General features: G+C 34.8%; 24 protein-coding genes. 1 reads left to right on the top strand and 23 read right to left on the bottom strand.

The window, feature by feature from the left end:
• Positions 1-116: 116 nt before the first annotated feature.
• Positions 117-1,145, bottom strand: a complete 1,029-nt coding sequence (locus tag ACPWSR_RS15835) for a deoxyguanosinetriphosphate triphosphohydrolase (protein WP_426349195.1) — start codon at positions 1,143-1,145, stop codon at positions 117-119.
• A 155-nt stretch (positions 1,146-1,300) separates the two neighbouring features.
• On the opposite strand from ACPWSR_RS15835, the gene ACPWSR_RS15830 reads away from it, so the two are divergent.
• Positions 1,301-2,368 (top strand): CotS family spore coat protein, encoded by a 1,068-nt coding sequence (locus ACPWSR_RS15830; protein ID WP_426349194.1) that lies wholly within the window; start codon positions 1,301-1,303, stop codon positions 2,366-2,368.
• A gap of 36 nt (positions 2,369-2,404) precedes the next feature.
• Here the strand turns inward: ACPWSR_RS15830 and ppdK are convergent, their stop codons facing one another.
• From ppdK to hemW, 22 genes are all read right to left on the bottom strand, one after another.
• A complete protein-coding gene (gene ppdK, locus ACPWSR_RS15825) occupies positions 2,405-5,032 on the bottom strand; it encodes a pyruvate, phosphate dikinase (protein ID WP_426349193.1) in 2,628 nt (875 codons plus the stop codon).
• Between the two features lie 64 nt (positions 5,033-5,096).
• On the bottom strand, positions 5,097-5,729 hold the full coding sequence (locus ACPWSR_RS15820; protein ID WP_426349192.1) for a helix-turn-helix transcriptional regulator: 633 nt from the start codon (positions 5,727-5,729) through the stop codon (positions 5,097-5,099).
• Between the two features lie 187 nt (positions 5,730-5,916).
• On the bottom strand, positions 5,917-6,552 hold the full coding sequence (locus tag ACPWSR_RS15815; RefSeq protein ID WP_426349191.1) for a DUF4342 domain-containing protein: 636 nt from the start codon (positions 6,550-6,552) through the stop codon (positions 5,917-5,919).
• Between the two features lie 11 nt (positions 6,553-6,563).
• Positions 6,564-7,289 carry a DNA repair protein RecO gene (recO, locus tag ACPWSR_RS15810; protein WP_426351400.1) on the bottom strand — a complete coding sequence of 242 codons (726 nt, stop codon included), beginning with the start codon at positions 7,287-7,289 and terminating at the stop codon, positions 6,564-6,566.
• A gap of 27 nt (positions 7,290-7,316) precedes the next feature.
• Positions 7,317-8,207, bottom strand: a complete 891-nt coding sequence (gene era, locus ACPWSR_RS15805) for a GTPase Era (RefSeq protein WP_426349190.1) — start codon at positions 8,205-8,207, stop codon at positions 7,317-7,319.
• Positions 8,208-8,216: 9 nt separating this feature from the next.
• Complete coding sequence (locus ACPWSR_RS15800) at positions 8,217-8,618, bottom strand: cytidine deaminase (RefSeq protein ID WP_426349189.1); 402 nt, start codon at positions 8,616-8,618, stop codon at positions 8,217-8,219.
• A 42-nt stretch (positions 8,619-8,660) separates the two neighbouring features.
• Positions 8,661-9,359, bottom strand: a complete 699-nt coding sequence (locus ACPWSR_RS15795; RefSeq protein WP_426349188.1) for a diacylglycerol kinase — start codon at positions 9,357-9,359, stop codon at positions 8,661-8,663.
• Between the two features lie 21 nt (positions 9,360-9,380).
• Positions 9,381-9,884, bottom strand: a complete 504-nt coding sequence (gene ybeY, locus ACPWSR_RS15790) for an rRNA maturation RNase YbeY (RefSeq protein ID WP_426349187.1) — start codon at positions 9,882-9,884, stop codon at positions 9,381-9,383.
• Complete coding sequence (locus tag ACPWSR_RS15785; RefSeq protein WP_426349186.1) at positions 9,881-11,998, bottom strand: HD family phosphohydrolase; 2,118 nt, start codon at positions 11,996-11,998, stop codon at positions 9,881-9,883. The genes ybeY and ACPWSR_RS15785 overlap by 4 nt, the downstream gene beginning before the upstream one ends.
• Positions 11,999-12,024: 26 nt before the next feature.
• Positions 12,025-13,161: a sporulation protein YqfD gene (gene yqfD / locus ACPWSR_RS15780; protein WP_426349185.1), complete on the bottom strand. Its 1,137-nt coding sequence runs from the start codon at positions 13,159-13,161 to the stop codon at positions 12,025-12,027.
• On the bottom strand, positions 13,139-13,432 hold the full coding sequence (gene yqfC / locus ACPWSR_RS15775; RefSeq protein WP_426349184.1) for a sporulation protein YqfC: 294 nt from the start codon (positions 13,430-13,432) through the stop codon (positions 13,139-13,141). Before yqfC ends, yqfD begins: the two co-directional genes overlap by 23 nt.
• 520 nt (positions 13,433-13,952) lie before the next feature.
• Entirely contained in the window at positions 13,953-14,402 is a 450-nt protein-coding gene (locus tag ACPWSR_RS15770; RefSeq protein ID WP_426349183.1) for a GatB/YqeY domain-containing protein, read from the bottom strand.
• Positions 14,403-14,427: 25 nt separating this feature from the next.
• Positions 14,428-14,604, bottom strand: a complete 177-nt coding sequence (gene rpsU / locus ACPWSR_RS15765; RefSeq protein WP_003441547.1) for a 30S ribosomal protein S21 — start codon at positions 14,602-14,604, stop codon at positions 14,428-14,430.
• Positions 14,605-14,770: 166 nt separating this feature from the next.
• A complete protein-coding gene (locus ACPWSR_RS15760) occupies positions 14,771-15,115 on the bottom strand; it encodes a histidine triad nucleotide-binding protein (protein ID WP_426349182.1) in 345 nt (114 codons plus the stop codon).
• A gap of 22 nt (positions 15,116-15,137) precedes the next feature.
• Positions 15,138-16,448: a tRNA (N(6)-L-threonylcarbamoyladenosine(37)-C(2))-methylthiotransferase MtaB gene (gene mtaB / locus ACPWSR_RS15755; RefSeq protein WP_426349181.1), complete on the bottom strand. Its 1,311-nt coding sequence runs from the start codon at positions 16,446-16,448 to the stop codon at positions 15,138-15,140.
• On the bottom strand, positions 16,445-17,197 hold the full coding sequence (locus ACPWSR_RS15750) for a 16S rRNA (uracil(1498)-N(3))-methyltransferase (RefSeq protein WP_426349180.1): 753 nt from the start codon (positions 17,195-17,197) through the stop codon (positions 16,445-16,447). The genes mtaB and ACPWSR_RS15750 overlap by 4 nt, the downstream gene beginning before the upstream one ends.
• A gap of 16 nt (positions 17,198-17,213) precedes the next feature.
• Positions 17,214-18,155: a 50S ribosomal protein L11 methyltransferase gene (prmA, locus tag ACPWSR_RS15745; protein WP_426349179.1), complete on the bottom strand. Its 942-nt coding sequence runs from the start codon at positions 18,153-18,155 to the stop codon at positions 17,214-17,216.
• Between the two features lie 76 nt (positions 18,156-18,231).
• Positions 18,232-19,395 carry a molecular chaperone DnaJ gene (gene dnaJ, locus ACPWSR_RS15740; RefSeq protein ID WP_426349178.1) on the bottom strand — a complete coding sequence of 388 codons (1,164 nt, stop codon included), beginning with the start codon at positions 19,393-19,395 and terminating at the stop codon, positions 18,232-18,234.
• 97 nt (positions 19,396-19,492) lie between these two features.
• Positions 19,493-21,337: a molecular chaperone DnaK gene (gene dnaK / locus ACPWSR_RS15735; RefSeq protein WP_426349177.1), complete on the bottom strand. Its 1,845-nt coding sequence runs from the start codon at positions 21,335-21,337 to the stop codon at positions 19,493-19,495.
• Positions 21,338-21,360: 23 nt separating this feature from the next.
• The gene (gene grpE, locus ACPWSR_RS15730; RefSeq protein WP_426349176.1) at positions 21,361-22,008 is read right to left on the bottom strand and encodes a nucleotide exchange factor GrpE; all 648 of its coding nucleotides are present in this window, start codon (positions 22,006-22,008) and stop codon (positions 21,361-21,363) included.
• Between the two features lie 36 nt (positions 22,009-22,044).
• On the bottom strand, positions 22,045-23,085 hold the full coding sequence (hrcA, locus tag ACPWSR_RS15725; RefSeq protein ID WP_426349175.1) for a heat-inducible transcriptional repressor HrcA: 1,041 nt from the start codon (positions 23,083-23,085) through the stop codon (positions 22,045-22,047).
• A gap of 191 nt (positions 23,086-23,276) precedes the next feature.
• Positions 23,277-24,422, bottom strand: coding sequence for a radical SAM family heme chaperone HemW (hemW, locus tag ACPWSR_RS15720; RefSeq protein ID WP_426349174.1), 1,146 nt, complete (start codon positions 24,420-24,422; stop codon positions 23,277-23,279).
• Positions 24,423-24,437: the final 15 nt, after the last annotated feature.

The raw sequence follows: 24,437 nt of genomic DNA, 5'->3' as shown, positions 1-24,437 counted from the left end.
TGCTTTTGCCTTATTATATATTCTGTATTAAATATAAATATCCTTCTTATTTTTGTTAATAAATTCTTCATTAAAAATAGTTTACCCCTTTTACTCTCTTATTTATCCTTATTAACTTAATAAATAACAAATTTAGGAACAAAAATTTTATTGAATAGCACCAGACAATAGTCGTCACTCATCCCTGCTATATAGTCCGCAACTCCTCTTTCTAGTCCTTCTCTTTCCACAACCTGCTTGTAAAGCTCTGGCATCTTTTCAGGATTTTTATAGTAGTGGTCAATCACCTGACATAATATGAACTTTGCCTTATCTCTTTCTTCCTTAAGAAAAGCACCATTATATATATTTTTGAACATAAAACTCCTTAAATTATACAGCGCATTATCAACTTCAGGACTTAAGCTAACTTCAATTTTCCCATTACTGATATTATTAACCGTTGTTTTCACAATATCTCCAACCAGTGTATCGATTCTTTTCCCATGACTTTCCCCAAGAATACTAATGCTTTCTTTTGGAAGATCCTGAGTCCTCAGAAGACCAGCTCTAATTGAATCATCAATATCATGATTAACATAAGCAATTTTATCACTATACTTTACTATCTGCCCCTCTAAGGTTGAAGCTCTTTTTGATGCCTTAGAGAAACCAGAGTGGTATAATATGCCATCAATGACTTCATTACTTAAATTTAGTCCACTTCCATCCTTTTCTAAAAAACGTACTACTCTAACACTTTGTTCATTATGCTTGAATCCCTTAGGTAAAAACTGAGCTAATACCTCTTCTCCATTATGAGCAAAAGGAACATGACCTAAATCATGGCCAAGGGTAATAGCCTCAACAAGGTTTTCATTTAGTCCTATGGCTCTTGCTATGGTTCTAGCTATCTGAGAAACCTCCAAGGTATGAGTTAATCTTGTTCTATAGTGATCTCCTGTTGTTTTAATATACACCTGTGTCTTATGCATAAGTCTTCTGAATGATTTGCAATGAATTACTCTATCTCTATCCACCATATATGCAGTTCTAGTCTCATCTAAAGGTTCATACTTTTCTCTTCCAGTGGAATTCTTAGATAACGCAGCTTCTTTTATCAAAGTCAACTCTTCAATTTTCTCTATTTTTTCCCTTATACTCATATTTTACACCTCTATATATTTATTTCTACAAATCACCTTTAAATCCTTCATTTTTAAATATAATTAATATTTTACATCATATATCCATTATTAGTATATTTTCCAGACCAAATTAATATATTTCTATTATAGATATTTTGGGAGGGAGCATCAGTATGACAGAAATAATAAAAGAAATGGATTATAGTTTTCTCTCTCAAGAAATATTAAGAGAGAAAATTCTTAAATCCTATGGATTGGAAAAATCCTACATAACACAGATAAAGTTCAAAGACACAGATAAACAAAGAGCTGTATATAAAATTGAGACAGCTTCTAAAGCTTACTGCTTAAAAAAAGTTTACTATTCAATATCTGATTTAAGATTTATATATTCTTCACTAGAATGGTTTAGTAGGAATGGCATAAGTGTTCCTAAGCTGCTGCCTACCCTTGATGGTGGTAGATATGTAGCTTACAATAGCATGCTTTTTATACTTACTCCTTGGATTGAAGGAGAGAAATGCAATTATGATAACAGAGCGCAAGTGATGGAATCCTGTAGAAATTTAGCCTTTATGCACAAAAGTACAAAAGGTTTTATTCCTATTAAAGGTAGTACAAAAAGAGTACAAAAGGATGATATTTATGCTTCAGTAATGAAACATACTGAAAATATCATTCAATGCTATAGCGAGGCTTTGAGCAAAAAGGATAAATTCTCAAAAGTATTTTTAGACCATTATAGAGATAACTATACACTGGCTTCTGTATCAACGGATATAGCATCTACCATAGACATATCAAATTTATCTACCTCTTTATGCCATTTAGACTATGTTAACAAAAATATACTCTTTGATAAAAATGATCAGATATGGGTTATTGATTTCGATAAATGTTCAATAGATTATTGTGCTCATGATTTAAGTTATTTTTTAAGACGGCTATTAAAAAGAAGTAATACCCGCTGGAATATTGAGTTAGCAGCTGATTGCATATCAGCATATAGCAGTATTAATCCCTTAACACCAGATGACTTGAAATATATTTATATTTATCTATGTTTTCCGCAAAAATTTTGGAAAATATCCAGAGATTATTATAACAATTTTAATAAATGTAATAAAACTGCCTTCGTTTCTTTGCTAACAAAAGCAGTGGAACATGATGAATTTCACCTTAAGTTTTTGAAAGACTTTAAAAAAATATTAGAAGCAAACTATCATTTTAATATGAGGTAATATAGAGAATAAAAGGCCCCGAAGGGCCTTTTATATTTATCTCTTATTCTTAACCTGTGCTTGTGCAGCCGCAAGTCTAGCAAGAGGAACTCTGAATGGTGAACAAGATACGTAGTTTAAGCCAATGTTATGGCAGAATTCTACAGAACTTGGATCTCCACCGTGCTCTCCGCAGATACCTAATTTAATATTAGCTCTTGTAGCTTTTCCTTTTTCAGCTGCCATCTGAACTAACTGACCTACACCAGACTGGTCAAGCTTAGCAAATGGATCCTGCTCGTATATCTTCTTTTCATAATAATCCTGAAGGAACTTACCAGCATCATCTCTGGAGAAACCAAAGGTCATCTGAGTAAGGTCATTAGTTCCAAAGGAGAAGAATTCTGCTTCCTTAGCTATTTCATCAGCAAGAAGAGCAGCTCTTGGAATCTCTATCATAGTACCAACTTGATAATCTAATTCCACGCCATTTTCCTCTATAACCTTTTTAGCTGTAGCAACCACTATATCCTTAACATACTTAAGCTCTTTTATTTCACCTACTAGAGGTATCATTATTTCTGGAACTATGTTAAAGCCTTTGTTATTCTTAACCTGGATAGCAGCTTCAATAACAGCTCTTGTCTGCATTTCAGCTATTTCAGGATATGAAACAGCAAGTCTGCAGCCTCTGTGACCCATCATTGGGTTAAACTCATGAAGTGATTCAATAGTTGCCTTCAACTCTTCGAAGGTTAGTCCCATCTCTTTAGCAAGAGCTTTAATTTCCTCATCAATCTGAGGTAAGAACTCATGTAGTGGTGGATCTAAGAATCTTATAGTAACCGGTCTTTCTTCCATAGTCTCATAAAGACCTATAAAGTCTTCTCTCTGCATTGGAAGAATCTTATCTAATGCTTTTCTTCTCTGTTCTTCACTCTTAGATACTATCATTTCTCTAACAGCAGCTATTCTATCTTCTGCAAAGAACATATGCTCTGTTCTGCATAGACCTATTCCTTCAGCACCAAACTCTACAGCTTGTTTTGCATCTCTTGGAGAATCAGCATTTGCTCTAACCTTTAATGCTCTGATTTCATCAGCCCAGTTCATTAAGGTTTCAAAATGTCCGGATATCTCTGGAGCTACTGTATTTAAAGCTTCTCCATATACATTACCGGTACTTCCATCTAAGGATAGATAATCATTAGATGTATATGTTTTTCCATTTACAGTTACTGTCTTATTTACTTCATCTACCTTTAATTCACCACAGCCAGCAACACAGCAGGTTCCCATTCCTCTAGCAACAACAGCAGCATGAGATGTCATTCCACCTCTTACTGTAAGGATACCTTCTGCAGCAACCATTCCTTCAATATCCTCTGGTGAAGTTTCTAATCTAACAAGTACTACCTTTTCTCCTGCAGCAGCTCTATCCTTTGCTTCTTCAGCTGTAAAGGCAATCTTACCACAAGCAGCTCCTGGTGAAGCTGGTAGTCCCTTAGCTATAGGTGTAGCATTATCTAAACCTTCTTGATCAAAAGCTGGGTGAAGTAGTGTATCTAACTGCTTTGGATCAACCTTTAATATAGCTTCTTCCTTAGTGTTCATTCCTTCTTCCACTAGGTCAACAGCTATTTTTAAAGCAGCTTGTGCAGTTCTCTTACCATTTCTTGTTTGAAGGAAATAAAGCTTTCCATCTTCAATGGTAAATTCCATGTCCTGCATATCTTTATAATGCTTCTCTAAAGTATTAACTATATCAACAAATTGCTTGTAAATTTCAGGCATTTGCTCTTCAAGATGATCAATAGGTTGTGGAGTTCTAATACCAGCAACTACGTCCTCACCCTGTGCATTCATTAAATACTCACCATATACCTTATTTTCACCGGTAGCTGGATTCCTTGAGAAAGCAACTCCAGTACCAGAGGTTTCACCCTTGTTACCAAAAACCATCTCCTGAACATTTACCGCTGTTCCCCAGCTAGAAGGTATATCATTAAGCCTTCTATAAACATTAGCTCTAGGGTTGTCCCATGATCTAAATACAGCAGTAACAGATTCTATAAGCTGCATTTTTGGATCTGTTGGGAAGTCTTCTCCCTTTTCTTTTTTATAGAGCTCCATGAATTGACCAACAAGCTTCTTTAAATCATCAGCATCAAGGTCTGTATCAAGATGAACTCCCTTTTCTTCTTTCATTTTATCCATTAAATCTTCAAATAATCTCTTTTCTACACCCATTACAACGTCTGCAAACATTTGTATGAATCTTCTATAGGAATCATATGCAAATCTTGGATTTCCTGTTAACTTAGCCATAGCTTCAACAGTATCATCATTAAGACCGAGATTTAATATAGTATCCATCATACCAGGCATAGATGCTCTTGCACCGGATCTTACAGATACTAATAGAGGCTTCTCTACATTACCGAATTCTTTTCCAGTAATATTTTCAAGCTCCTTCATTTTCGATTCTATCTGATTAATAACTTCTTGAGCTATAACCTTACCATCCTCATAATACTTATTACATGCTTCAGTGGTTACAGTAAAGCCTTGAGGTACTGGAATACCTAAGCTTGTCATCTCTGCAAGGTTAGCTCCTTTACCACCGAGCAAATTTTTCATGGATGCGTTACCTTCACTAAAAAGGTATACAAACTTCTTATCCATTGACAATTCCTCCATTCGTTATAATTTATGTGTACTAACAGGTGTTTTAACACCTGAGAGCTTACTATTTTAGTTCACAGAGCTTTAAAAAAAGCTTAGTGATATTAGTTTTGGAAACCTTCCCTAAAATCTTCAGCTGTTCTCTACCGTTATGAATTTCTTTTTTCACTACTGGAACACTATCAATCTCATGATGGATAATTTTTTTAGCCACCTCATAAATATTTTCCTTTGGTTCTGCTGTAATTAAATTAGGCATCCTAGTCATTATTACTCCTACAGGAACCTTATGAAGATCTGCTGAACCCATAGTGATTTTTAGAAAGTCTTTTCTAGAAACCTTTCCGATAAGAAATCCGTTACTTTCAACAGTTAAACTGCCAACATCGTGCAGGAATAGGTTTAATATTGCGTCATATACCATAGTATTTTCTTCTACTGAAACAGGTTTAGACATCACAGAATCCGCTGTAGTCTTCATGATATAATCATATACAAAGCCTCCATAAGGCTTGTTGGTATAAATATATCCTACCTTGGGTCTTGCTTCTAATATCCCTGTCATAGTCAATATAGCCAGATCAGGTCTTAAAGCTGCTCTAGTAACGCCAAGGTTGGACGCTAAAGCTTCACTGGTTATCGGCTGAGCTTCTTTTACCATATCTATAATCTTCTCTTGTCTAGAGCTTAAATTCATACCCTCACATCCTTCTAGCTAATTGAAAAAGTATACACAAACGTCACTATGATAACGACCTATACATTATTATAACATTTTAAAAAATAATTAAAAGAGAAATATTAGTAAATTTAATAGTCTTCCGAATAATCTACATATAGTTCAATTAGCTTATAGAATTATTGTAAGGTACTACAAAAGGGGATTACTCCCCTTTATTGTCCTCATTGCTATCGTTATTTACATCACTGTCTTCATCGTTAAAATCAACAGTATAGGTATACATATTTTCATCATATTTATCAGATTTCTCATCATTTTCTTTTCTTATGCTGCTTTTCATATCATCGAACTTACTTTTTACATTGTCAGCAAGATCATTGAAGACCCCCTGTGCGTCTTTCATAGATTTTTTAATTACTGCATTAATCACTTCTACAGAACCGTCTTCCTTAGTAATTTCAAAAGTAAGATTAAAGGCGACAGTGGTAACAAAACCTATAGCCAAAATTATCGGAGTCCAGATAAGTGCTATAACACCTACCGCTACTCCGGCATTAACTGGAACATCTACTAAAATTCTATCTTCCTTTTTTACAACTATTCTTGATACATTGCCTTTTTCTATTATGCCGTTAATTCTTTGTTTAAGATCCTCAAAGCTGTTAAAAGCCTCTTCTTTAAACTTTTTACTTTTTTCAGAAAAACCTTTTTTACTTTCTAGATAAATAATAGCATCTAAAACATCACCCTCTGATGCAATTAAAGCCTCCTTTGCTTCACCATAGGTAGCTCCAGTTCTTGAAATAACTTGTTCTACCTTTTCTAATGTTATGTCCATGATATCACTCCTTATAAGTTATTTAATAGCTCCAAGCTTTTTGGCTTTCTACCATAGCTTGTAGCAATTATATAGGTTAAAATTTTTTTAATTTCATCCTTCGCCTCTCTGGTAATATTAAGTTTATATATTTTGTCAAGGGAGGTCCCTGATAAAAATCTAAGAGTATTATATGCACCTTTAGAAACTTCTACAGTATTAATTTTAGAACAGCTTTCACAAACTCCACCATACAAATTTACATTTATGTATTCTGAAGTACTGATTGCTTTTTTACAGCTAGCACAGGAAGTCAAATTTAAACCATAGCCAGTGTATTTTAAGAGCTTAAGCTCAAAGGCTCTTATAAGCACCTCATTTTCTAAAGCATCAGTATTTAATAAATATAGAGCCGTAACCAACTCCTTGAAAAGAAGTGGATTTACTTCTCCTTCCGGAAGAGATATATCTATAAGCTCGCAGAGGTAAGATCCATAAGTCAGTTTTTCAAAATCCTTAAGCAGACCCTGAAAAGAACTAATAATTCTCCCATCCGTTAGATTGTATAAATTTTTGCCTTTAAAAAGCATATATTGTCCAAAGGAGAAGGGCATACTTAAAGGCATGAGTTTATTTTTATTTTTTTTAGATCCCTTAGAAATAGCAGTAATTTTGCCAAACTTCTCGGTAAATATCCATAATAATTTATCATTTTCTTTATAGTCCTGAGCCTTTATAATTACTCCATGACTTTCAATTGCTGTCAGATTATCATCTCCTTAGGACTATTTATTCTTTTTATAACCAAACTCTTTCAGAAACAGTGGATTGTCTCTCCAATCCTTTCTAACCTTAACAAAAATCTTTAAGTAAACCTTACTATCTAAAAACTTTTCTATATCCATTCGAGCGTATTGTCCGATCTTCTTTAAGGTTTGGCCGTTTTTTCCGATTATTATAGCCTTATGAGAATCTTTTTCGCATACTAGATCAGCTTCAATGTGATAAGAATTATTATCTGTTTCTTTCATTTGAATAATATCAATAGCAATTCCATGGGGAACTTCTTCATTTAAAAGCCTTAAGGCCTTTTCTCTTATTATCTCGCTTACAATAAATCTTTCTTGAACATCTGCAGTAATATCATCAGGATAATATTTAGGCCCTTCTGGTAGTCTTTTGATCATAAGTTCTAGAAGAGTATTGATATTCTTACCCTTTAGGGCAGAGATTGGTACTATCTCCTCAAAGGTTATGATATTACTGTAGGAAGCTAAGGTTTTTGCTACCTTATCCTGGGTATTCTCATCCACCTTATTTACCACCAAAAATACCGGAGCATTTTTATTTTTTAAATCCTCAAGTATCAGAGCATCACTTTTTGTAACCTCGCCCTCTGGGGTGGTTAAAAAAAGAACTAGATCAACTTCTTTAGCTGCATCCTTAGCGGCATTAACCATGTACTCCCCCAGCTTATGTCTAGGTTTATGAATACCTGGAGTATCAACGAATACAATTTGATAATCATCTCCATTAAGTATAATATTCATGCTATTTCTAGTAGTTTGAGGTTTACTAGATACAATTGAGAGTTTTTCACCCATTAATTGATTCAATAATGTTGATTTTCCAACGTTAGGTCTTCCAATTATTGTAACAAATCCTGACTTAAACATATTTCCTCCTTAGCTATTAAGATCCTTTTTTGTAAAGGAACCTGGTAAAATTTCATCTAGTGTTTTAGTAATGTAATCTTCTTTATTTTTAACAATAATTATTGGTATATTACCATCCTCAGCAAATTCCGCAATTACCTGTCTGCAAATGCCACAAGGAAAGGTATATCCATTGGGATCACCGGTAACAGCAACAGCCTTTATAGCCTTATGCCCCTCTGACACAGCTTTAAAAATAGCAGTTCTCTCCGCGCAATTAGTGGCTCCAAAGGATGCATTCTCTATATTACAGCCTCTATAAATACTATTATCCTCAACTAAAACAGCTGCTCCTACCTTAAATTGTGAATATGGCGCATAAGCTTTTTCCCTTGCTTCTAACGCTCCAGTAACTAACTCATTAATATCCATTTTACACTCCTCCATAGATTTTACGTATATTTTAACCATATTTTAGCTAAATATTTGAAAAAGTAATAGGGTCAAAGCTGAACCTAATATAGCCCCCAATACCACCTCTAGTACAGAATGAACATTAGAATCCACCCTGCTCTGGGCCACTACTAAAGCCAGTAAAAAAGCTAGAGCTATAGGCAATGGTTCTTCAGTAATTAGTGCTATTATTGTAGCAATTGAAAAGGAAATAGAACTGTGCCCGCTGGGTAGACCCCCTTTTAATGGTGTGCCCTCACCATAAATAGCTTTTACAATAATTGTTACTATACAAACAATTACTAGTATTATAAATATCATATAGGGTTCTGTTTGTTTTACCTTTTCAATAACTGTAAAGGAAACCTCAGTGAGCTGTTCCCAAAATATTATATATCCTACTAAAACAGCGTTTATAGCAGTAACCAATACTGCTCCTGCAGAAGTATTTTTAGCAACCTTTGCCAGGGGATGATAATAATTAGTAGTCACATCAATAGCACTTTCTATAGCTGTGTTTATCAACTCAGTGGCAATTACCATTGTGATGGTAATTGTTATTATAAGAAGCTCTACTTTGCTGATATCATACATAAAGCAGGCAGTAAGCACCAGAAGTGTAGCAATCATATGGATTCTCATATTCCTTTGGGTCCTAACTGAATACAAAATACCTTCTATAGCATAATTAAAGCTATCTAATAACTTTTTAAATTTCATTAATTACCACCCTCATAAGAGTTAAGCTCTAGAAAGCTTAAAGGCATCAAGCACCGACTCTTCTCTTAATCTCATAATATTTTTTTCTTCTTCCTTCATGTGGTCATACCCCAAGAGATGAAGCACCGAGTGAACAGTGAGATAGCAAGCTTCCCTCATAAATGAATGACCATAGTCTAGACTTTGCTCCATTGCTTTTTCTAGGGATAAAACAATATCTCCAAGAACGAGATCTTTACCATCGAGAAATTCTGGTGAAAAATTCTTCCCTTTGTATATATCAGAATATACTTTTCCCTCTGGATATTCAAGTAGAGGAAAGGATAAAACATCAGTTTCTCTATCAATACCTCTATTTTCCCGATTAATATCTTTAATATAGCTGTTATCCACTAAAATAACGCTTACCTCATAGGATACAGTCACATCCTCTTCTTTAAGAGTAAAAGCTATCACATCTTGTAAATTATCAATTAACTCCTCTGTAACTGTGATTTTATCTTGTCTATCATCAATGTATATCATAAAACTTCTCCTTTTGTTTGTTCTTTTAGCGAAGGATATTCAATTCTTGAATGGTACATGCTATTTAAGGTTTTTAAGAAGGATTGTCTTATTTTATTTATATCCTTTAATGTCAAATTACAGTCATCTAGCTGTCCAGTATTTAATTTATCCTTGATAATATTATTAACCATTTCTTCTATCTTCCCTTTAGTAGGCTCAGGAATAGATCTTACCGCTGCCTCTACACTGTCAGCTAGCATTATTATTCCACTTTCCTTTGTGTTAGGAATAGGACCTGGATATCTGAAATCTTCTTCTTTTACTTCTTCTGGTCTATCAGAATTATTCTTCATTGTAATATAGAAATATTTTACAAGCGTAGTGCCATGGTGCTGTTCAATTACATCCTGGATTGCCTTAGGTAAATTATATTCTTTAGCCAGCTCCAAGCCATCCTTTACATGGGAGGTTATAATAAGTGTGCTCAAATTAGGAGATATTTTATCGTGAGGGTTATCTCTACCTATCTGATTTTCCTTAAAAAAGTATGGTCTCTTGGTCTTTCCGGCATCATGATAATAGGATGCTATTCTAGCAAGTACTGGATTTCCTCCCACCTCCTCCGCTGCCATTTCAGCAAGATTTGCAACCTGTATGGAATGATTATAGGTTCCTGGAGCTTCAATTAATATCTTTTTCAGAAGAGGATTATTAGGATTAGATAGCTCTAATAATTTTACTACCGTTACTACATCAAAAGTCGATTCAAAAAAAGGAAGTAGTCCTATTGTCAGAACTCCAGCAAAGAGATTTGATGCTAAGGTCAAGCCGCCTCCCTTGAGTATTTCCAGAGTATTATTTGATGTCAAAAATCCTATAGCTATAACTGTTGCCGCACTAACAAAACCTATATAAACACCAGATTTCATGATATCATTTCTCTGATGCATATTTCTAAGGTATATTGCACCCATAATAGTACAAACTACTGCTGACAAGGTTATGTCTATTGAAAAATCCACCACACCGCTTATGAGGACACAGTTTAAAGCCCCCAAAATGCACGCAACCTTATAGTTGATCAGCAGGGTCAAAAGCATTGGCCCTAATGCTAGCGGTATTATATATGGGCTAATAATTGATATAGATCTAGCTAAAATTAACGATATACCCAGTATTACTGCTATAAGTATAAGTTGCTTATTATCATTAAAAATTTCTTTTTGATGAACAAAGAGATAGAAATATTCTAAAAAAAGTATTAAAGCAACTAGAATTGTAATTGCAATAAATAAAATTATATCAGCACTGGATGTACTTAGTAGACCTAAAGATTCTAGTATCATAAGTTGCTTTTCAGTAATTGGCTCTCCTTCACTAACAACAATTTGATTTTTCTTAATTATTACAGGAGACACCGAACTCTCTGCTATTTTTTTCAACTCTGCAGTAGCCTCTTCGTCCAAAAATAAATTCGGCTGAATTTCAGCATAAGCAATTATTTTAGCTAAATTCCGCTGATTGCTCGTTAGCTGAGAAATATTAAGCACAGAATCTACTATTTGTTGGGCATCTATCTTGTCAGCTAACTTTCCATCTTCAATATTATCCTTATAAACTTCATTAATAGCGTTGACTATTTCATTTTCAAAGGAGGTTAATTCGTCATTAGATACGGCGAAAAGATAAGAATAATCTTCACCACTCAAACTATATTTCCAGGTCTCTTTTAACTTCTTTATAGCTTCCGCTTTAATTTTCTCTGCTTCATTCAGATTTTCCTGTGATTCTGGAGTCTGATTTACAGAAGCAATCTGCCTAGCTTTCTTTAATTCCTGAATAAAGCTTCTTACATTATTAACAGCATTAGTAGGGACATCCTTCTTCTGAATATACTGATTATCCACCTCACTGATTTTTTGCTTTATAGCGGCCTCTGTAGCGATCTGATCCACCACTTCACGAGTCGCTTTGATATCGCCATTAGCAATATCCCCTACTTCGTAACTGTATTTTTGATTTATTAGAGAAGTCATTATAATACTAGCTGTTGATACAAATGAGATTATAATGATCAAGAACCTTTGATATTTCTTAAGCTTAAGTACATTAAGCCTTTCCTTTATTTTCATCTTGTGCCACCCTCTTGATTCCCTATTTAATTGGCTTCAGATTTTATAGCAATATCCTTTTCAATAATAAAAAGAACTCTAACTCTTAAGCCCATTTCTGTTGGTTCAGAAAAAACCATACTATCCAAAAGACGTGAGTTCTTACTTAAATCCTGAAGCTTCTCTCTAGTCATTTTTTCTGCTGCATTTTTTTCAGCTTCTTCCTCATCTGTTATCTTAATCTTTTGTTCTATTTCTTTAAAAACAACTTTTCTAATGAAGCCATTACTATCTTCTATTTTATCATAGGTTAAGAATTTTTTAGTAGGCTTTTTAAGATAAATTTTTAATCCTTTAATATATATATAAACACTGCTATCCTTATCTCCTGTATAAGCTTCTGTTACCTCTTCAGTTTTAACGTCTAAGTGGCTCTCTTCAAAGGTTTTGGCTAAAACCGTCCCCTCAGCAAAAACCTGGTATTCTAAGCCCTCCTTACCTTCTACGCCTTTTATAAGTAACTGTCCCTTTTTCACTTGGTCCCCTGGCTTAACCACTGCTGTACCTTTATGGGTATATATTCTCACAATCTCTCCATCTTCTGAAGCTATAACGTCATTGGTCCCTTCATTTTTAGTTATCTCTGGTGGTGGTGTCCTTTCCTCAATCCTAACCCTTAAACGGGAACCTTCTATCCGCACTCTAGCCCACATTGCATTGTCTATTTTCTTCAAAATATTTTCTTCGATATCCTTAACATTTAAAGCTTCCTTTTTTACACCGGGTTTTATTCCAGCGGAATATAAAAATGTTCTAATTTCATAAGGTGCAATATATTTATCAGTCTTTATTTCCACAGACCACACATAGTTAGACAAAAGATAAAGTACCATAAGAAATATTACTACTCCTACTGTTAGAGCTATATTTCTCTTTATCTTCATATAGTAGAATGCCAGTCCTTTTCTGCCGCAAAGCTTATACTTAACCCCCTGTTCCTTGCAAGTACTTTTAAACTTACCATAATCCTTATAGTAAATCTCCAATGTATAAGTGGTAAGATTAAGCCTACATATATTTTTACATTCTACACCTTTGAGCCACAAGGTATTAATAAGCTTCTCTGGAAGCATGCAGCTTATTTCAAGAAGTACACTTCCTCTATTTAAATTCTTCAGCCACATCTTTTTTCTCCCCGTAATATATTTTATTAATAGAACCTCTCACAGCTAAGGTTGCTCCTCCAATATATACAATTTCCAGTCCTTCGCCTTCAATGCTTATAACCCCTAGCTTAGAATTAACTTGGATCATCTTTTCATGAAAAGCTTCAATTCCTTTATGATTTTCAATCAACATATCACTATCGCCGGTCACCGTAATCTTAGGTACATTCATTACAACATCTCTTGGTATCTCCATCTTCTCAGCCAAGGCTTCCTTAAATTTATTCACTCTCTCCTCCAACCATCTCACCCCTTTAGGTAGTATGGTATAAAATATGCACCTCTGTTCTCGTATATGCACGTCTCTTTGTGCATATACACTTAATTCATCACACCGCTAAGTTCGTATATGCACGTCTTCTTGTGCATATACACTTAATTCATAAACACCTTAATCTTCGTATATGCACGTCTCTTTGTGCATATACACTTAATTCATAAACACCTTAATCTTCGTATATGCACGTCTCTTTGTGCATATACACTTAATTCACAAACACCGCTAAGTTCGTATATGCACGTCTTCTTGTGCATATACACTTAATTCATCCCACCTCTATCTTCTCTTACGCCTATCTTCATATGCATATCAACGCTCATTATTATATGTAAATTAACTCCAACAAAAATTATGCACCTACTATAATAGAAACTATCCTTAGCAGTTTAATATATAATATCGCAGGCAAGTATAATCCAGGGTATTTTATTGCAAAATAAAAGAACTCACATGAATGTGAGTTCTATACTTATTTTTTATTTATATAATCTCTAACTAGGGCACTTACTAATTTACCATCAGCTCTTCCAATAGTTTTTGGAATAACTAGTTTCATAAGCTTACCCATATCTTTAATGCTATTTGCACCCGCTTCAACTGCAGACTGTTCTATTATCTCATATATTTCTTCATTACTCAACTGCTGAGGAAGGTAACTTAACAAAATCTCATTTTCAGCTTTTGCCTTATCTACAAGATCCTGCCTGTTTCCTTTTTGAAACTCAAGCACAGCTTCATTTCTTTGTTTAACTTCTTTTGCTAATATCTCGATAACCTGTGAATCCTCAAGTTCTATCCCTTTGGTCTTTTCAACAAAAAGTATAGCGGATCTAGCAGTGCTTAAGGTACTCGCTTTAAACTTATCGCGGGTCTTCATCGCTTGCTTCCAATCCTCTTGAAGTTTTCCCTTAATAGACATTAATGGTACCTTCTTTCAAAAAAGTTTATTTAAACTTTCTCTTTCTAGCAGCTTCTGATTTTTTCTTTCTCTTAACGCTTGGTTTCTCGTAATGCTCTCTCTTCCTAACCTCTGAAAGAACTCCGGCTCTAGCGCATTTTCTCTTAAATCTTCTTAATGCACTTTCTAGTGTTTCGTTTTCTCCAACTTTGATTTCTGACATCTATTATCCCTCCCTCCGCTAGCTCATATTATATAACAATATAACAGCCTTCGGGTAAAATAGCACACGCTTAATTATACTATAGAGTATAAATTACTGTCAAGAATTACATAAAGCAAAATCTTAATAAGTTTTAAAAATACAACTTATGCCTCTAAGTTATAAATTATACTGGAGGCCATTTTAATGTTTTTCCTCCAAAAACATGGAAGTGCAGATGAGGTACCGTTTGTAATCCATCCTTACCGCAGTTATTAACTATTCTGTAGCCAGTCTTATCAATCCCAAGGTCTTTTGTTACCTTGCTAATAACAAGGAATATATGATTTATAATTAATGAATTTTCTTCATTGATTTCATTAACACTTTCTATATGTTCCTTTGGAATAGCTAATATGTGCACAGGAGCTTCTGGGTTGATATCTTTAAACACTAACACCTTATCATCCTCATAGATTTTTTGCGATGGTATATCACCGTTTATAATTTTGCAAAATATACAATTATCCATAACACACCTCCTTATAACTTTATTAAGGTATAATTAATCCAAGACCTACTTCTCCATTGAAGCTTTGTATTTTCACATTTACAATATTGCCTATGATATCCTTATCTCCATTATATTTTACCACTATATTGAGATAATTTGGAGTATACCCTGAGTATAAATTTTCTTCCAGAGAAGCTTTTTGTTCTATTAGAACTGGGAAGGTTCTTCCTACAAAGCTCTCTCCATAGCTTCTTTCATTTTTATCATTTAATTCTTGAAGAAGCTTACTCCTCTCGTCCTTTGTTTTACCATCTATTTGATTGGCCATCTTCTCAGCCTTCGTTCCTGTTCTAGGACTAAACTTAAATATATGCACCTTAGTTAAGGCTAATTCCTTTAAAAACTCATAGGTTTCATTAAATTCTTCTGATGTTTCACCAGGAAATCCAACAATCACATCGGTAGTAATGCTCACATCCTTTATCTTTTCTCTCAAAAGTCCAACTATCTCTTTATATTCCTCTGCAGTGTATCTTCTATTCATTCTTTTTAAGGTTTCTGTAGAGCCGCTCTGAAGGGATAAATGAAAGTGAGGACATAGTTTTTTTAAGGCAGCAAGCCTATCAGCAGTATCCTCTGTGAAGAAAGTTGGATCAATTGAACCTATTCTAATTCTTTCAATACCATCAACCTTCTCTAATTCCTCTAAAATATCCACAAGAGTTATCTTTTCCTCTAAATCTAAACCATAAGAAGCTATGTGAATGCCTGATAGAATCACTTCTTTAAAGCCATGATTCGATAGCTTTCTTACTTCTTCTAGAATCTTAGCCTTCGGCTTTGAGCACACTCCACCTCTAGCATAAGGAATTAAACAATAGCTGCAAAAGCGATTACAGCCGTCTTGTATTTTCAAAAAAGCTCTTGTCTTATCTTGAAAATTTTCTATAGAAAGCTCTTCAAAAACCTTATTTTTAAGAATTTCTCCTACCTTTACTATCTGCTTTTTTTCATCTATAGACCTATTTACCCAGTAAACTACCTCTCCTTTATTTCTGTTACCAAGTACTACGTCTACTCCTTCTATATTACTAACCTCCTTAGGTGCTATTTGAGAATAGCACCCTACAACAGCTATAATACTTTCTGGATTTAATCTTCTTGCTCTACCTATTATCTGTCTGGATTTCTTATCACCCATATTAGTTACTGTACAGGTATTTATAACATAAACATCAGCTTTCTCCGAAAAATCAACCATCTCATATCCTTCACGGATAAACTTTTCAGCCATAGCTTCTGATTCATATGTATTTACTCTACAGCCTAAAGTGGCAAAGGCTACCTTCATTCTTTCCTTCCTCCTAAATCTCCCATTTCATATTGAAGCAGTGATGCAGTTACAACTCCTGCCGTTTCAGTCCTTAAAATTCTAGGTCCAAGAGTTATAATCTCTGCTCCTATATCTTTTAGCAAATTTATTTCCTCTTCTGTAAAACCGCCTTCTGGCCCTATAACTATAGCTATTTTATCTATAGTATTGATATTAATATTTTTTATAGCTGCCTTCAGACCATAATTCTCTTGATTTTCATAGGGTACTATAACCAAATCATAGTTCTTAAGCTCTCCTAAAGCATCTTCCAATAACACCGGCTCTAAAACCTCAGGAATGATGGTTCTCTTGCTCTGCTTAGAAGCTTCAAGTGCTATCCTTTGAAGGCGATCAAGCTTCTTAAACTCACCCTTTAAAATCACATCAACTCTATCAGTTATCACTGGAACTATAGCTCTGACACCAAGCTCCGTTGTCTTCTGAACAATTAAGTCCATTTTACCTGCTTTGGGCATCCCTTGATAAAGTGTAATTTTTAAATTACTTTCATTATTAATTGCAAGCTTTTCTAGGAGCTTTACAGTTATTCTTTGTTTTGTAGATTCCTCTATTACTCCTAAATATTCCTCTCCTTGAAGATTATTTATTACAAGCTTATCGCCAATACTGAGTCTTAAAACCTTAAATATATGCTTTACGTCGTCCCCCTCTATAAAAGCATATTCATCTTCAAATAAATTACTGGGAGTAAAAAATTTATGCATATTAATCTCCTTATAACTATTTTACTTTTGCAACGATACAGTTCCATTCTCCTTGATTAATAACTTCAATAACCTCAAAGTTCTCTTCCAGGAGCTTATCCTTAACCATATCCACTCTATCATTAATAATACCAGAGGTGATAAAAACTCCATTATTTTTCAAAACCTTTTTAACATCATTTACAAGGATACATATGATTTCAGCAATAATATTTGCAACAACTATATCCCCTTGACCATCCACAACCTCAACCAAGTTTCCTTCAAGCACATGAATGTTATTAATATTATTATGCGCTACATTTTCACGAGCAGAATCTACTGCAACTGGGTCCAAATCGACAGCCCACACCTCTTTAGCTCCAAGCTTAGAAGCTGCTATAGCTAATATCCCTGAGCCAGTTCCTATGTCGTATACAACGCTATCCTTATGGGTGTACTTCTCTATAGCCTCAATACACATTCTAGTAGTTTCGTGGGTTCCTGTACCAAAAGCCATTCCTGGATCTAATTCAATGATTATTTCATCCTTCTCCGCAGTATAATCTTCCCAAATTGGTTTAACAACCATATTATTTCCTATCTTTGTAGGCTTATAATATTTCTTCCAGTTATTAGCCCAGTCTTCTTCCTTCACTACAGTGGATATAACCTTTCCTTCACCAATATCCAGCTGCATTTCCTTCAAATCATTTAGTTTTTCTTCAATTATTTTTACTATTTCCTCTTCTTTTTCATCAGCGCTAAAATAGCCCTTAACTACAGCAGCAGCGCCCTTATGCTCTAATATATTTATATCAGCAAAATCCCAGGTTAGAGGTCCCTGCTCTCTATCTAAAATATCTCTAGGGTCTTCAATAGCGACCCCCTGGCAATCCATACTATAAAATATTCCGGAAACAGGCTCTAAAGCCTCACTTTTAGTTATAACCTGCACTTCAATCCATTTTCCCTGCACACAAATCATCCTTCCAAAGAGATTTTCTAATTGTATATTTTACACGTAAATAAAAAAAGAGGCAATATATTGCCTCTTATTCTCCAAAAATCTTATCCATAAAGCCCTTTTTATTCTTCTTATCTTTATGGCTTTTTTCTTCCTTATGATCCTCAAAAGCTTCTCCAGAAGCTTCCATAAAGGCCTTTAGAGCTTCCTTTTGTCTTTCATTTAAAGTTTTTGGAATGTCAACTATTATATTAACGTATTGATCTCCACGACCTGATGAGTTAACCCTAGGAACTCCTTTTCCTCTCAATCTGAAGAGAGTACCTGATTGAGTTCCTGAAGGAACGGTATATTTTACATCTCCATCTACAGTTGGCACAGTGATTTCTGTTCCCAAAGCAGCCTTTGCCATGGAAATATGAGAGTCGATATAAATATCAAAATTCTTTCTCTTAAATACCTTAGAAGGAGAAACACTTATCCTTACATATAAATCACCAGGAGGTCCACCATTAGCGCCATGCTCTCCCTGGCCTCTTAAAGGAATAATGTTGCCACTATCTACACCTGCAGGAATATTTACCTTTATTTTTCTGTGCTTTCTTTCCTTCCCTCTGCCATGACAAGTACCACAAGGGGAATCTATAATCTTTCCCTTACCTGCACACTTATCACAAGGAGAGGTAGATACAAAGCTGCCTAAAGGAGTATTCCTTTGAGTTCTTACCTGTCCAGAACCGTTACATTTATCGCAGGTTCTAGGACTAGTCCCAGGCTTTGCACCAGTTCCCCTACAGGTTTCACAACTTTCATTTCGAGTAACGTTTAATTCTTTTTCAACTCCAAATACAGCTTCTTCAAAAGTGAGATTTACACTATATTCTAAATCTCCCCCACGCTCTGGCCCGTTTCTTCTTCGTGAGCCACCAGAACCGCCTCCAAAAAAGGTCTCAAATATATCTCCAAAGCCACCTAGATCAGAAAAATCAAAACCACCGCCAAAGCCTCCTCCACCGAAGCCACTACCATCAAAATCTACAGTACCAAATTGATCATATTGTGCTTTCTTCTGTGGATCGCTTAACACCTGATAAGCTTCGTTTAATTCCTTAAACTTTTCTTCGGCTTCCTTATTACCTGGGTTTTTGTCCGGGTGGTACTTGACTGCCTGTTTTCTGAATGCTCTTTTAATCTCTTCCTCACTGGCACCTTTTTCAAGACCAAGGATTCCATAATAGTCTTTATTTGCCATAGAATATTCACCACCTACAAATTTACTGTAAAAAAGGGAAGACTGTATATGCCTTCCCCTGCATAATTATATCAGAAGTACCTTCTATCCACAATTATTATTTATCTTCATCAACCTTAAAATCAGCATCTACTACATTATCATCTGCTGGTCCTTGATTTCCACCCATGTTCATATTATTAGGATCGAAGCCCTGACCATCTGGATTTTCCTGTTGATACATCTTAGATGATACTGCATAGAATTCCTGAGTAAGCTCTTCAGTTGCCTGCTTAATAGCTTCTAAATCATCTCCATCTTTTATCTTTCTAACAGCTTCGATCTTTTCTTGTATCTTAGCCTTATCCTCTGGAGATACCTTGTCACCTAGCTCATTTAAAGTCTTTTCGCTTTGATATACCATTTGATCTGCGTTATTCTTAATTTCTATAGACTCTTTTCTCTTCTTATCTTCTTCAGCAAATCTTTCTGCTTCTTTTACAGCCTTATCAATTTCATCGTCACTTAAGTTAGTAGAAGCAGTAATTGTGATATTAGCCTCTTTACCTGTTCCCTTATCCTTAGCAGATACATTAACTATACCATTAGCATCTATATCAAAGGTAACCTCGATCTGTGGAATTCCTCTAGGTGCTGGTGCTATTCCTGAAAGCGTAAATCTACCAAGAGTCTTATTGTCAGCAGCCATCTGTCTTTCACCCTGTACTATATGAATTTCAACAGAAGTCTGACCATCAGCAGCAGTAGAGAATATCTGGCTCTTTCTTGCTGGAATTGTAGTATTTCTTTCAATTAAATGAGTAGCTATACCACCAAGAGTCTCGATACCTAGAGTAAGAGGAGTAACATCAAGAAGAAGAATGTCCTTAACCTCGCCAGTTAATACTCCTGCTTGGATTGCAGCACCAATTGCTACGCACTCATCAGGGTTAACTCCCTTTGAAGGTTCTTTACCAGTAAAGTTTTTAACAGCTTCCTGAACCGCTGGTATTCTTGTAGAACCTCCTACAAGTACTACCTTATCTATGTCCTTCATTGCTAGCCCAGCATCATTTAAAGCCTTTCTCATTGGCTCTATAGTCCTATCAACTAAATCATGAGTAAGCTCATTGAATTTAGCTCTTGTTAGTGTCATATCCACGTGCTTAGGACCTGTAGCATCAGCAGTTATAAAAGGAAGATTTATCATTGTTTGGGTTGATGAGGATAGTTCTATCTTAGCCTTTTCAGCTGCTTCCTTTAATCTTTGAAGCGCCATCTTATCCTGTCTTAAATCAATTCCATTCTGTCTCTTAAAATCATCAGCAATATAATTCATTATCTTTTCATCAAAGTCATCCCCACCAAGACGAGTGTCTCCATGAGTGGATTTAACTTCAAATACACCATCACCTAGCTCTAGAATTGATACGTCAAAAGTACCGCCACCTAAATCATAAACTAGAATTTTATGAGCATCTTCTGTTTTATCTACTCCATAAGCAAGTGATGCTGCTGTTGGCTCATTTATTATTCTTAGCACTTCTAATCCAGCTATCTTTCCAGCATCCTTTGTAGCCTGTCTCTGGCTATCATTGAAATATGCAGGTACAGTTATTACCGCTTGTGTTACCTTTTCTCCTAAGTAAGCCTCTGCATCAGCCTTAATCTTCTGCAGTACCATAGCAGATATTTCCTGTGGAGTATAATCTTTTCCATCAATTGTAGTCTTATGATCAGTACCCATGTATCTCTTTATTGAAAGTATTGTTTTATCAGGGTTAGTTATAGCTTGCCTTTTTGCAACCTGACCTACTAATCTTTCACCATTAGCCTGGAAAGAAACTACTGATGGTGTAGTTCTTGCACCTTCTGAGTTTGCTATAACTACTGCGTCTCCACCTTCCATTACTGCAACACAAGAGTTTGTTGTTCCTAAGTCTATACCAATAACCTTTGCCATTTATGTCTCCTCCTAAATTTATATTAGTTTGCTACTTTAACTATACTGTGTCTTATAACCTTAGAACCCTTTTTATAGCCTTTCTGAAACACTTCAGCAACAGAATTCTTTTCATAAGACTCATCTTCTATATGCATAACGGCTTCATGATAGTTAGGGTCAAAGCCTTCAGCGATAGATATTTCTTCAACTCCTAGTTTTTCCAAAGCATTTTGAAATTGCTTAAGAGTTAAATCAATTCCTTTTTTAATATCATCTACACTTCCTTCAGTACTGGATGCTCTCTCAAGATTGTCTAGCACAGGTAGTATGTTCTTTAACACATCGGTAACAGCATCGGAATATATACCTTCCTTCTCCTTAACTGTTCTCCTTCTATAATTATCATATTCTGCACTAACCCTTAAAAGTCTGTCTTTTAAAACATTTGTTTCCTCTTGAAGCTTAGCATTTTGCTCCTGGAGCTTATTATTCTCTTTTTGTAGCCTTTTTAATTCTTTTTTTGGCTTCTTTATATTATCTTCTTCGGCATCTTCATTCTCTATCTCTTCAAATTCTTTATCCTCAAGAATTTCTTCTTGCTGCCAATTCTCATTTAACTCTTCCTGAGAAGCCTCCTGATTATTAAGAACCTCTTCATCTTTTAGATTATCCTTATTAACTTCTTCCATTTCCCTTGATACACCTCATCTCTATTTTCTCATTTATTAAGGCCTATAATTACTTTCACCTTTTAATAATGTATTCAATTCTCTAGTTACCTCTGCCATAACACCAATAACCCTAGAATAATCTATCCTTGTAGGGCCAATTAATCCAAAGGTACCTAGAGGCTTATCACCCATTCTATATACCGCTGAAATGAAGCTTACATCCTTAGCCTCTTCAATGAAATTTTCAGTACCGATCTTTACAGATATACCATCTCTGGAATTTAACAAAGAGGACATATTATCTTTATTGTATATTAGAGATAAAAAATCCTTAGCCTTTGTGATGTCGTTATATTCTGGGTAGTTAAAAATATTCGTAGTTCCTTCCATGTATAAGTCGCTTCTGTCATCTTCATGACTTAAGTTTTCATAAAGAGCTGTAAGTATTTCATTAAAGAACGCGTCATAACCTTCTGTATATCTTTTTAAATTATTGATCACTGATAGATTAATCTGCTCACAGGTTAGACCTTTTAGGTTATCATTCAAAACGGTGTTAAGAATTAATAAGGCTTCATTATTCGGAACCTTATCCACCTTCATGACACTGTGCTTGATTATCCCTGAATCAGTTACTAGAACCATGAGCACTGTATTATTATCTATACCAATTAGCTGAATTGTTTTTACAGCACTTTTGTTTACTGATGGGGTTTTTACTACACAAGTTAATTGAGTTAGCTCCGATAATAACGCGCTTGCCTGCTTGATAATCTTATCAACCTCAAAAAGTGCTGCCTGAAGAAGATACTCCTTTATCATAATCTCTTCCGCCTGAGGCAGCTTATTAATTTTCATAAGCTTATCAACATATAATCTGTAGCCTTTATCTGACGGCTTTCTTCCTGAAGAGGTGTGGAGGTGTTCTATATATCCCATATCTTCTAGATCAGCCATTTCATTACGTATTGTTGCAGAACTAATACCTAAGTCATATTTTTTAGCAATGGTTCTAGACCCTACAGGTTCACCAGTGGTGATATAGTCTCTAATAATAGCATGAAGTATATTTAACTTTCTATCATCAATCTCCATCTTCTCACCCCTTTTTATTAGCACTCACTATTGTTGAGTGCTAATTACTACGTTTTTAATATAACTTGAATAAAATTCTTTGTCAATTTAGACATTTTAACAATATAAGCCAAATAAGTTGAAATTATTCTTCTATTTAAAAAAGTCTTATTCACTCTTCATAAAACTCTCGAATTCTCTTCTTTACTCCCCTACTCGTCTAACAAAAAATCTGATAGTACTAGATTGGAGAATTCCACGCCTTTTTTTGTGAAATACAATCTATCATCATGTACATTTATTAGTTTTTCTTGTTGATACTTTAATAATACATTATTATAGAGATCTCTAAATGGTATATTAAACCTTTCTTCAAATGCCTTCATGCTGATGCCTTCAGTCATTCTCATCCCCATAAAAATATATTCTTCGATATCATCCTTTCTTGAGTTCTTATGCTCCTCTACATATGCATGTCCTTCATTCTTCATAAGACTTATATACTCCTCGATGGTGGCAGCGTTTTTTGTTCTTAGTCCATCTACATAAGAATGAGCACCGGTACCACAGGCTATATAATCCTTAAGCTCCCAATAAACTATATTATGTTTACATTCCCTATGCGGTTTTGAAAAATTTGAAATTTCATACTGGGTATATCCATTATTTTCAAGTATTTCAAGAGCCCTCCTATACATATCTCTCTCAAGCTCCTCGGAAGGAAGCTTTAATAAACCTTTATCCTGAAGCTTCTTAAAGGGTGTATCATCCTCTATTATAAGACTGTAGCAGGAAATGTGCTCCGGTTCTAAGGTGCATATTCTATTTAAGTCTTCTTCCCACTCCTCCATGGTCTCCTTGGGCAAACCAAATATCAAGTCAACATTGATATTATCGAAACCTATCTCTCTAGCTAGATGATAGTTTTCCACAAACTCTTGATAGCTGTGTATTCTTCCAATACTTTTTAAATGATAATCATGGGTAGACTGAAGTCCGAAACTCAGCCTATTAACACCAATATCCTTCAGCGCCATCAGCTTTTCCCTATTTAAAGTTCCTGGGTTACATTCCACAGTAAATTCATAATCATTTATTAAATTAAGCTTACCTATAGCTTCACCTAGTGAATATAGTTCTTTAGAATTCAAAAAGGTGGGAGTTCCCCCACCTATAAAAATAGTAGCTATATTAAATTCAGAGGCTCTTGAATCTATTTCCTTTTTTAGAACTTTAATATACTCCTCTGTTAAATGATCTTTACCGCAGAAGGAGGGGAAGTCGCAATAATAGCATTTTTTTTTGCAAAAAGGTATATGTATATATAAAGACTTTACCTTTTGATCTATATTTCCCATTTTTTCTCCTCCACT

Source organism: Alloiococcus sp. CFN-8, from assembly GCF_049943125.1.
Classification (GTDB): domain Bacteria; phylum Bacillota; class Clostridia; order Clostridiales; family Clostridiaceae; genus JAEXZL01.
Note: the sequence above shows the minus strand (reverse complement) of the source record. Positions and strands in the feature narration are given on the sequence as shown.

Bases quoted from the DNA above. Each gene is read 5' to 3' on its own strand.
- ACPWSR_RS15750 (WP_426349180.1), bottom strand. From the start codon at position 17,197: ATGCATAAATTTTTTACTCCCAGTAATTTATTTGAAGATGAATATGCT.
- hemW (WP_426349174.1), bottom strand. From the start codon at position 24,422: ATGGGAAATATAGATCAAAAGGTAAAGTCTTTATATATACATATACCT.
- ACPWSR_RS15830 (WP_426349194.1), top strand. From the start codon at position 1,301: ATGACAGAAATAATAAAAGAAATGGATTATAGTTTTCTCTCTCAAGAA.
- ACPWSR_RS15835 (WP_426349195.1), bottom strand. From the start codon at position 1,145: ATGAGTATAAGGGAAAAAATAGAGAAAATTGAAGAGTTGACTTTGATA.
- ACPWSR_RS15795 (WP_426349188.1), bottom strand. From the start codon at position 9,359: ATGAAATTTAAAAAGTTATTAGATAGCTTTAATTATGCTATAGAAGGT.
- ybeY (WP_426349187.1), bottom strand. From the start codon at position 9,884: ATGATATACATTGATGATAGACAAGATAAAATCACAGTTACAGAGGAG.
- mtaB (WP_426349181.1), bottom strand. From the start codon at position 16,448: ATGAAGGTAGCCTTTGCCACTTTAGGCTGTAGAGTAAATACATATGAA.
- ACPWSR_RS15760 (WP_426349182.1), bottom strand. From the start codon at position 15,115: ATGGATAATTGTATATTTTGCAAAATTATAAACGGTGATATACCATCG.
- yqfD (WP_426349185.1), bottom strand. From the start codon at position 13,161: ATGTGGCTGAAGAATTTAAATAGAGGAAGTGTACTTCTTGAAATAAGC.
- ACPWSR_RS15785 (WP_426349186.1), bottom strand. From the start codon at position 11,998: ATGAAAATAAAGGAAAGGCTTAATGTACTTAAGCTTAAGAAATATCAA.
- ppdK (WP_426349193.1), bottom strand. From the start codon at position 5,032: ATGGATAAGAAGTTTGTATACCTTTTTAGTGAAGGTAACGCATCCATG.
- dnaJ (WP_426349178.1), bottom strand. From the start codon at position 19,395: ATGGCAAATAAAGACTATTATGGAATCCTTGGTCTTGAAAAAGGTGCC.
- rpsU (WP_003441547.1), bottom strand. From the start codon at position 14,604: ATGTCAGAAATCAAAGTTGGAGAAAACGAAACACTAGAAAGTGCATTA.
- hrcA (WP_426349175.1), bottom strand. From the start codon at position 23,085: ATGGAGATTGATGATAGAAAGTTAAATATACTTCATGCTATTATTAGA.
- dnaK (WP_426349177.1), bottom strand. From the start codon at position 21,337: ATGGCAAAGGTTATTGGTATAGACTTAGGAACAACAAACTCTTGTGTT.
- ACPWSR_RS15820 (WP_426349192.1), bottom strand. From the start codon at position 5,729: ATGAATTTAAGCTCTAGACAAGAGAAGATTATAGATATGGTAAAAGAA.
- ACPWSR_RS15800 (WP_426349189.1), bottom strand. From the start codon at position 8,618: ATGGATATTAATGAGTTAGTTACTGGAGCGTTAGAAGCAAGGGAAAAA.
- ACPWSR_RS15815 (WP_426349191.1), bottom strand. From the start codon at position 6,552: ATGGACATAACATTAGAAAAGGTAGAACAAGTTATTTCAAGAACTGGA.
- era (WP_426349190.1), bottom strand. From the start codon at position 8,207: ATGTTTAAGTCAGGATTTGTTACAATAATTGGAAGACCTAACGTTGGA.
- ACPWSR_RS15770 (WP_426349183.1), bottom strand. From the start codon at position 14,402: ATGTCTATTAAGGGAAAACTTCAAGAGGATTGGAAGCAAGCGATGAAG.
- grpE (WP_426349176.1), bottom strand. From the start codon at position 22,008: ATGGAAGAAGTTAATAAGGATAATCTAAAAGATGAAGAGGTTCTTAAT.